This is a genomic window from Diaphorobacter ruginosibacter (genome assembly GCF_040396215.1).
Lineage (GTDB): Bacteria > Pseudomonadota > Gammaproteobacteria > Burkholderiales > Burkholderiaceae_C > Diaphorobacter_A > Diaphorobacter_A ruginosibacter_A.
Genome location: NZ_JBEBOW010000146.1, coordinates 1 through 8672 on the forward strand (window position 1 = coordinate 1; position 8672 = coordinate 8672).

At 66.3% G+C, this 8672-nt stretch carries 6 protein-coding genes and 1 pseudogene; 4 read left to right on the top strand and 3 right to left on the bottom strand.

Annotation, left to right across the window (positions count from 1 at the left end; all coding sequences use genetic code 11):
* Window positions 1-464 (top strand): Ldh family oxidoreductase (locus ABWP92_RS14965; RefSeq protein ID WP_353236194.1); only part of this gene is annotated, 464 nt, incomplete at its 5' end.
* A 57-nt stretch (window positions 465-521) separates the two neighbouring features.
* Window positions 522-2129 (top strand): phospholipase D family protein, encoded by a 1608-nt coding sequence (locus ABWP92_RS14970; RefSeq protein WP_502907552.1) that lies wholly within the window; start codon window positions 522-524, stop codon window positions 2127-2129.
* A 12-nt stretch (window positions 2130-2141) separates the two neighbouring features.
* On the opposite strand, the gene ABWP92_RS14975 is transcribed toward ABWP92_RS14970, so the two are convergent.
* From ABWP92_RS14975 to ABWP92_RS14985, 3 genes are all read right to left on the bottom strand, one after another.
* The gene (locus tag ABWP92_RS14975; RefSeq protein ID WP_353236195.1) at window positions 2142-3371 is read right to left on the bottom strand and encodes a multidrug effflux MFS transporter; all 1230 of its coding nucleotides are present in this window, start codon (window positions 3369-3371) and stop codon (window positions 2142-2144) included.
* Window positions 3368-3850, bottom strand: a complete 483-nt coding sequence (locus tag ABWP92_RS14980) for a MarR family winged helix-turn-helix transcriptional regulator (protein ID WP_353236196.1) — start codon at window positions 3848-3850, stop codon at window positions 3368-3370. Before ABWP92_RS14980 ends, ABWP92_RS14975 begins: the two co-directional genes overlap by 4 nt.
* Before the next feature lie 178 nt (window positions 3851-4028).
* Window positions 4029-5678 carry an acyl-CoA synthetase gene (locus tag ABWP92_RS14985; RefSeq protein WP_353236197.1) on the bottom strand — a complete coding sequence of 550 codons (1650 nt, stop codon included), beginning with the start codon at window positions 5676-5678 and terminating at the stop codon, window positions 4029-4031.
* A 199-nt stretch (window positions 5679-5877) separates the two neighbouring features.
* On the opposite strand from ABWP92_RS14985, the gene dnaG reads away from it, so the two are divergent.
* Together dnaG and ABWP92_RS14995 are read left to right on the top strand one after the other, a co-directional pair.
* Window positions 5878-7881, top strand: coding sequence for a DNA primase (dnaG, locus tag ABWP92_RS14990; RefSeq protein ID WP_353236199.1), 2004 nt, complete (start codon window positions 5878-5880; stop codon window positions 7879-7881).
* 265 nt (window positions 7882-8146) lie between these two features.
* A pseudogene (locus ABWP92_RS14995) lies at window positions 8147-8672 on the top strand (RNA polymerase sigma factor RpoD); the annotation flags it as partial.

An 8672-nucleotide genomic window follows, 5' to 3' on the forward strand; every position in this document is an offset into this window, starting at 1 on the left:
GCTATGGCGTGGACAGCCGGGGCCGGCACACCACCAGCCCGCGCGAGATCCTCGACGGCGGCGCGCTGCTGCCCTTCGGCGGCGAGCATGGCGCGCACAAGGGCTCGGCGCTGTCGATGATGGTGGAGCTGCTGGCGGCGGCGCTCACGGGCGGCAATTTCTCGTTCGAGTTCGACTGGAGCCGGCACCCCGGAGCGCAGACGCCCTGCACGGGCCAGCTCATCATCGCCATCGACCCCACGCTCACGAGCGGTCGCGGCTTCGCGCAGCGCTGCGAAACGCTGGTTGCGGCCATGATGGATGCGGGCCAGAAGCGCCAGCCCGGCTCGCGCCGCCACGAGGCGCGCGCGCACTCCATGGCGTACGGCGTTCCCGTGGAGACGGGACGCTGGCGGGAATTGCTGCAGCTCGCGGGCCTCGACGCCGGTGGTGGTGCTCTCGCGGCGGACACCTCGTCCTGCTGAAAAAGCGCGGCGAGGCTGGTATGCTGGCCCCATGCCAGCCAGCGCCGCAATCACGTCATGAGCAGCCTCGCAAACGCCGCAGCGCCCCGCTCGGAACACGCTCCCCGCGGCGCGCGCCTGGCCGCACGGGCGGCATTGATCATGGCGTGCCTGTTCACGCTGTGTGGCTGCGGCCTGCCGCCGCTGGAGGGCCGCAGCGTCTCGCAGGCGTTGCCCACCCAGGAGGCCGAGCAGACATCGCTGGGCCGCGGCATCGCGCAGGAACTGGCCGAGCATCCGGGCCTGAGCGGCGTGCATCCGCTGCACGACCCGCATGACGCCTTTGCCGCGCGCGTGGGCCTCGCCCGCGTGGCGGAACGCACGCTGGACGTGCAGTACTACATCTGGCGCAACGACATCACCGGCAGCCTGTTGTTCGGAGAACTGCTCGGCGCGGCCCAACGCGGCGTGCGCGTGCGGCTGCTGATCGACGACGTGGGCACGGCGGGCCTGGACCGCGAGCTGGCCGCTCTCGGACAACATCCCCTCATCGAGGTGCGGCTGTTCAACCCATTCATGCTGCGCAAGCCCAAGGTGCTGGGCTACCTCGCCGACCTGCGGCGGGCCAACCGGCGCATGCACAACAAATCATTCACCGCCGACAACCGCACCACCATCATCGGCGGGCGCAATATCGGCGACGAATACTTCGGCGCCACCGAAGGCGTGCTCTTCGCGGATCTGGATGTGATGGCCGTCGGCCCGGTCGTGGCGGATGTCTCCTCTGACTTCGATCGCTACTGGGCCAGCGCCAGCGCCTATCCGGCGCGCGACATCCTCCCCGAGGCGAAGCCGGCCGACCTGCGGGCGCTGGCGGGCAGCACCGAGGCGCTGCTCGCGTCGCCTCGCGCAACCGAGTACGCCGAGAGCATCCGGCAAAGTCCGTTCGTGCGCCAGCTCATGGACCATACGCTGCCCATGCGCTGGGCGCGCATCACCATGGTGAGCGACGACCCGGCCAAGGGCCTCGGCCTTGCGCAACCAAGCGACCTGATCCTCCCCCAATTGGAGCGGGCGCTGGGCCCCATTCACTCGAGCATCGACCTGGTGTCCCCCTATTTCGTGCCACGCGCGGTGGGAGTGCAGGCCTTCGGCAAGTTCGTCGAGGATGGCGTGAAAGTGCGCGTGCTCACCAATTCCTTCGAGGCCACGGACGTGCCCGCGGTCCACGCCGGCTATGGCAAGCGCCGCAAGGCATTGCTGGAGCGTGGCGTCGAGCTCTACGAAATGCGAAGCCTCGTGCCGCCCTATGCGGAAATCGCCGACAAGAAGTTCTTCCAGCAATTCGGCAGTTCCGGCGCCAGCCTGCACGCCAAGACATTCGCCGTCGATGGCGAGCGCCTGTTCGTGGGGTCGTTCAATTTCGATCCGCGCTCCGCGCATCTGAACACCGAGATGGGATTCCTGATCGACAGCCCCGAAATGGCCCGGCAGCTGATGCAGATCTTCGACAACGAGCTGCCACGGATTTCCTATCGCGTGGAACTCGGCGCGAATGGTCAACTGCGCTGGATCGGCGGCGCCAGCGCCGACGCGCCGGTGTATGAGCTGGAGCCCCACACCACCTGGTACAGCCGCGCGCTGGTCACGTTCCTGGGCTGGCTGCCGATCGAGTGGCTGCTATAGCCGCGCGAGAATTCAGATACCTTCCCCAGCCGAGAGATAGCGGGCTTCCTTGCGCTCCTGGCGGATCGCGAACTGCACGCCCGCCTGCCCCACCGCGGCAGCGGCGATCAGCACCACCGCGGACGACAGCGCCGGGTTCGACCCCCAGCCGACCATCAGGGTGAACAGCGCTCCCAGCGCCATCTGCGAGAACCCGTACAGGCCCGCCGCCGAGCCCACGTGGTGCGCATCGACCATCAGCGTCTTGGACAGGGCCGCCGGGCTGGCCGTGCCGGAGCCCATCGCAAAGAAGAGCATCAGCACAACGATGGCCGGCAGGTTGAGCCGCCCCATCAATTCAAGCCCGAGAAAGATGGCGGCGCTTGCGATGCTGATGCCGTTGCCGATCACCAGCAGGCGCTCGACCGGAATGTCGAGCACCAGCCTGCGCGTGAGCGCGTTGCCGATGCCCATGCCGATCATGATGATGCCCAGCGATATGCCGACGTGGCGCACCGGGTGGTGAAGCTGCTCGGTGATCACGAAGGGCGCCGCGGCGATGAATGCGTAGATCGACGTGGTGGCGCACGCGCCGCCGAAGGCATAGCCCAGATACTTGGGTGAGCGCAGGAGCGAGGTGTAGTCGCGCGCCAGTACCGAAACGCTGACCACTCCGCTCGGGCGGCCCGTCTCCGGCACCATGCGCCAGCACAGAAGCAGGGTGATCGCTCCCAGCACGGCGAGGAACGCGAACACCATGCGCCACCCACCCAGCTCCACCATGGTCGAGCCGATCAACGGGGCCAGGCCCGGCCCCACCATCATGATGAGATTGAGCAGCGCCAGAGCGCGCACGGCCTCGTCGGAAGTGGTCGTATCGCGCACCATCGCGCGGCCCAGGGCCAGCCCGGCGCAGCCTCCAAGCGCCTGGAACAGCCGCGCGAGCACCAGCGTCTCCACATTGGGCGCCAGCGCCGCGACGATGCCCGCGCCGAAATACAGCGACAGTCCGGTGATCAGCAGCGGGCGGCGCCCCAGGGCATCCGACAGCGGGCCGTAGAACAGCTGGCCAAACGCCAGCCCCAGGATATAGATGCCGATCGTGGCCTGCACCGCCGCGCTGCTCGCGTTCAAGGAACGCGCGGCGTCAGGAAGCGCGGGCACGAACATGTGCATGGCGAGCGTTCCGCTCAGCGTGATCATCACCAGCAGCCACAGCGGCGCGCGTTGGACGGCGCGCGCCTGCCCCGCATCCGCGCTCATGCCAACGCTCCGGCGGCGTCCGGCTGCTCCATCTGGAGCAGCCGCTCGCCAAGGAGGCTCATCACCTCGAAGGCCTTTAGCAGGTCTTCCTCCGGGATGTCCTGGAACAGCGCGCCGCGTTCCTGCTGCAGCAATTGCTTCACCTGGCGCAGCGTGTCCTCGCCCTTGGGAGTGATGTCGATGGTCTTGGCGCGGCGATCCGCATGCCCGGCCCGCTCGATCAACCCCGCTGCCTCCAGCCCGTCGAGCAGGCGCACGACGGACGAGCTGTCCAGCCCCAGGGAAGCCGCCAGATCCTTCTGGCGCATCGGCCCGGTCGCCCGCTCCAGGCGTGTCAATGGCAGCCAGGTCGCCTCGGTCAGGCCGACCGGCCTCAGCCGGCGATCCACCACGCGGCGCCATTGCCGGTTGAGCTGCCCCATCAGGAACATCATGTTCTGGCGGGCCTGAAGCAGAGGAGGTGTTTCGGAGAGCGGCATGTTCAATTGACTGCACTTGCAAATTAGTGACATGCCAATTATTTCAAATGATTAATGGTTTTCCCTTGGGCGATTCCAAAAACCCCGAGAGGCCCGTGGTTGCACGAGGCCGCAACGAAAAAAGGGCGTGCCCCTCTCTTCGGACACACCCTCGGAATACGTTCGCTTTCCTGGCGGATCAGCCGTCGATGGCGCTCGCGGAGCCGGCCTGCCTGCGCAGCTCGAACTTCTGGATCTTGCCGGTACTGGTCTTGGGCAGTTCACCGAACACCACGGCGCGTGGAACCTTGTAGCCGGCGAGATGCTTCTTGCAATGCGCCACGATGTCTTCCGCCGTGGCCTGCGCGCCGGCCTTCAGCTCGATGAAGGCGCAGGGCGTCTCGCCCCACTTCGGGTCGGGCTTGGCGACCACGGCCGCTGCCAGCACGTCGGGGTGGCGGTACAGCACGTCCTCGACCTCGATGGAGGAGATGTTCTCGCCGCCCGAGATGATGATGTCCTTGCTGCGATCCTTGATCTTGATATAGCCGTCCGGGTACTGCACCGCCAGATCGCCCGAGTGGAACCAGCCGCCACGGAAAGCCTCGTCGGTGGCCTTGGGATTCTTCAGATAGCCCTTCATGGCGATATTGCCCTGGAACATGATCTCGCCCATGGTCTCGCCATCATGGGGCACCGGCTCCATCGTCTCGGGGTCGAGCACGGCCGCCGAACGCTGCAGGTGATAGCGCACACCCTGGCGTGCGTTCAGGCGCGCGCGCTCGCCGATTTCGAGGTCGTCCCATTCCCCATGCTTGGCGCAGACGGTTGCCGGGCCATAGGTTTCCGTCAAGCCATAGACATGCGTGATGTCGAAACCCATGGCCTCCATGCCTTCGATCATCGAAGCCGGCGGAGCCGCGCCGGCGACCATCGCTTTCACGCCGGCGGGCACGCCCTCCTTCATGGCTGCTGGCGCGTTCACCAGCAGGCTCTGCACGATGGGAGCGCCGCAGTAATGCGTGACGCCGTCGCGGCGGATGGCGTCGAAGATGGCCTGCGCCTCCACGCGGCGCAGGCAGACGTTGACGCCCGCGCGGGCAGCCACGGTCCATGGAAAGCACCAGCCGTTGCAGTGGAACATGGGCAGCGTCCACAGATACACCGCGTGCTTTGGCATGTCCCATTCGAGCACGTTGCTGATCGCATTGATGGCCGCGCCGCGGTGGTGATAGACCACGCCCTTGGGATTGCCCGTGGTGCCGCTGGTGTAGTTCAGGGCGATGGCGTCCCACTCGTCGGCGGGCAGCGCCCAGGCGAACCCGGCATCGCCCGCGGCGACGAAGTCGTCGTAGGTCTGCGAGCCCACGCGCTGCGCGGCCGGGCCGTAGGTGTCGTCGATCACGTCGATGACGAGGAGCGGCCTGTCCAGCTTGCGCAGCGGCAGCGCCCTGGCCACGATGGGCGCGAACTCCGGATCGACGATCAGCACCTTGGCTTCGCCATGATCGAGCATGAACGCGATGGTCTCGGGATCGAGGCGGGTATTGAGCGTATTGAGCACGGCGCCCGACATCGGCACGCCGAAATGCGCCTCCACCATCGGGGGCGTGTTGGGCAGCATCACCGCCACCGTATCGTTCTTGCCCACGCCCGCCCGCGCCAGGCTGCTCGCCAGCTGCCGGCAGCGCGCGTAAGTCTCGCTCCAGGTGCGGCGCAGATCGCCGTAGACGATCGCCGGGCGGGCCGGATAGACCTCGGCGGTGCGTTCGATGAAGGACAGAGGGGTCAGCGGCGCATGGTTGGCGTCGTTCTTGTCAAGATGCTGTTCGAAAATGCCGGGGGTCACACTAGCTCCTTGGTTTTCAATGCGATCCGGCGGTCGGCGGCTGGATCGGCGCAAGCGGAAGATTACAGCAGGCGCGGCTGACGCGAAGCTGAGATCGTCAACACGTTCCGGGAGGAAACCATGAGAGGCGCGAACGGCGCCCGCCCCGATCGGCCATGAAATTCCGATGGGAACGCCCGGCTTGGGCGAAAATACCCTGGTGTCCATCCCTCAGAACTTCATCCAGGATCTCCTCTCGCGCACCGACGTCGTGGACGTCGTGGGCCACTACGTGCAGCTCAAGAAAGCGGGCGCGAACTACATGGGGCTGTGTCCGTTTCACGGAGAGAAGTCGCCGTCTTTCAGCGTCAGCCCGTCCAAGCAGTTCTATCACTGCTTCGGCTGCGGCAAGAACGGCAATGCGATCGGTTTCCTGATGGACCACGCAGGCCTGGGCTTTCGCGAGGCGGTGCAGGACCTGGCGCAGAAAGCCGGCATGCAGGTGCCGGACGACGACAACACATCGCCCCAGGACCGTGAACGGGCCGCCGCGCAGCGCAAGAAGCAGGCCACGCTCAACGACGTGCTCGAAAAGGCCGGTGAATCCTGGCGCAGGCATCTGCGCGAATCGCCGCGCGCCATCGGATATTTCAAGGGACGCGGCGTCTCGGGCGCTATCGCCAAGAAGTACGGCCTGGGCTACGCGCCCGAGGGCTGGCGCAATCTGGCGAGCGTCTTTCCCAGCTATGAGGACCCGCTGCTCGAGGAAAGCGGCCTCGTGATCGTCAGCGACGAGGACGGCAAGCGCTATGACCGGTTCCGCGATCGCGTGATGTTCCCCATCCGCAACGTCAAGGGCGAATGCATCGGATTCGGCGGGCGGGTCCTCGGCGACGACAAGCCCAAGTACCTGAACTCCCCGGAGACGGAAGTCTTCCACAAGGGCCGCGAGCTGTATGGCCTGTTCGAGGCCCGCAATGCCATCCGCGACGCGGGCTACGTGCTGGTCACCGAGGGCTATATGGACGTGGTGGCGCTGGCGCAACTGGGTTTTCCGAACGCCGTCGCCACGCTGGGAACGGCCTGCACGCCCGATCATGTGCACAAACTGTTCCGCTTCACCGATACGGTCGTCTTCAGCTTCGATGGCGACGCCGCGGGCCGCCGCGCCGCGCGCAAGGCGCTCGATGGCGCGCTGGCCTATGCCTCCGACACGCGCAGCGTGAAGTTCCTGTTCCTGCCCAGCGATCATGACCCCGACAGCTTCGTGCGCGAATACGGCCCGGATGCATTCGCGCGCCACGTGGGCGATGCCACGCCGCTCAGCCGCTTTCTCGTGGAGGCCGCCAGCGAAGCCTGCGACCTGGGCACCGCGGAGGGCCGCGCGCACATGCTGGCCAACGCGCGCCCGCTGTGGAGCAGCCTGCCCGATGGCGCGCTCAAGCGGCAACTGCTCGGTGAATTGGGGGAACTCGGACAGCTCTCCGCCGCCGACCTGGGCCAGCTATGGTCCGAACAGGCCCCGCAACCGGGACAGCGCGGCGCCGGTGCGCCGGGCAGCGGCGGCTTCCCATCCGAGCGGGGCGGCCCGTTCGATGACGGCATGCCCTGGGAGATGGGCGATCCCGCGCCATGGGAGCGCGATGGCGACTCTTTCGCGCCAGGCCAGGGCGGCTTCGGCCCGCACGGGCGCAGGGAATTCCGCAAGGCCGGGAGCGGCGCCTGGAAGAAGCGCTGGGGACGCGACGCCTACGTCCCGCCCCAGCCGCCCCTGCCGCGCGACGCGGTCGCCCGGCGAGAAGACCATGCGCTGCGCCTGGTTCTCTCGCACATGGAGTTTCTGGAAGAGCTGACGCACGAAGACCACGCCATTCTCTGCGACCTGCCCGCGCCGCATGGCCCGGTCTTCCTGTGGCTGGAAAGCCAGTGGCACGAACTGGGCCCGCAATCGTGGGCCGTGCTTCAGCAATCGCTTGCAGGCCACGAGCACGAGGCGCTGGCGCGCAGGCTCATGACGGGCTCTCATGCCCAGACCGAGGGCGACATGCACGAGCTTCGGGGCGAGCTGCGCGGTATTCTCGACCGGCTGCTCATCGACAGCCTCAGGCGTCAGGAAAACGAACTCATCAAGCTCGCCAGCCAGGATCCGAACGCGCTGCAAAAATACAAAGAATTACAAAATCGACGAAAGACTCTGGAAAACCCCAAGCTGTCAAGCCCTTGAATTGCCTGTAAAAGGTATAATTTAGGACTTGTCGGCAAGAGCGACAGCAGCACCTCCGGATCAGGCGCCCGTGACAAACACGCACAACAGCCTACCCCACCGCAAGGACTGCACACCAAATGTTCGCCCAGACATCTTGCCAGCGGGGATCGCGCTGATCCTCCATTGCGAAGGCAACGGCCTTTGTCAAGCTTGCTTACCCGCGCCGGGATAGTTGGCGCTTGCGTTTTCTTTGTGTGTTCGTTTTTGTACTGAGGTTGTCTACATGCCCGTTCAAAAGTCCGCGAAGCCGGCCAAGACTGCTCAAGGCACTGCTGTGAAGACCGTTTCCAAAGCTGCTGTGAAATCCGCCCCCAAGGCCGCCAGGACTGCCCCCGCCGCAAAGGCGGCGGCCAGGCCGGCCAAGGCGGCAAAGAAAGATGAAACCAAGATCGTGCCAGCCAAGAAATCTGCCGCTTCCGCAGAAGCCACCGAAGAATTGAAGAAGAAGCCCGCCCGCGCCAAGGCCGCTGCCGACGACGCCGCCAGCGATACGCCAAAGAAGCGCCCGGGCCGCCCGGCCAAGGCCGCCGCCGCTGAAAGCAAGGCCCCCGCCAAGCGCGGCCGCAAGGCCAAGGGCAAGGACGACGAGGCAATGGACGACGATGCCGACCTGTCGGACATCGAATCCGATCTCGAGGGCGAACCCGAAGCGGAGGTTGTGGAGCAAGCCGCGACGACCGAGAAGGTCAAGCCGCTGCGCATGAAGATCAGCAAGGCCAAGGAACGCGCCTTGATGAAGGAATTCGGCC

Coding starts and splice junctions, on each gene's coding strand:
- ABWP92_RS14970 (WP_502907552.1), top strand. CDS start 522: ATGAGCAGCCTCGCAAACGCCGCAGCGCCCCGCTCGGAACACGCTCCC.
- ABWP92_RS14980 (WP_353236196.1), bottom strand. CDS start 3,850: ATGCCGCTCTCCGAAACACCTCCTCTGCTTCAGGCCCGCCAGAACATG.
- ABWP92_RS14975 (WP_353236195.1), bottom strand. CDS start 3,371: ATGAGCGCGGATGCGGGGCAGGCGCGCGCCGTCCAACGCGCGCCGCTG.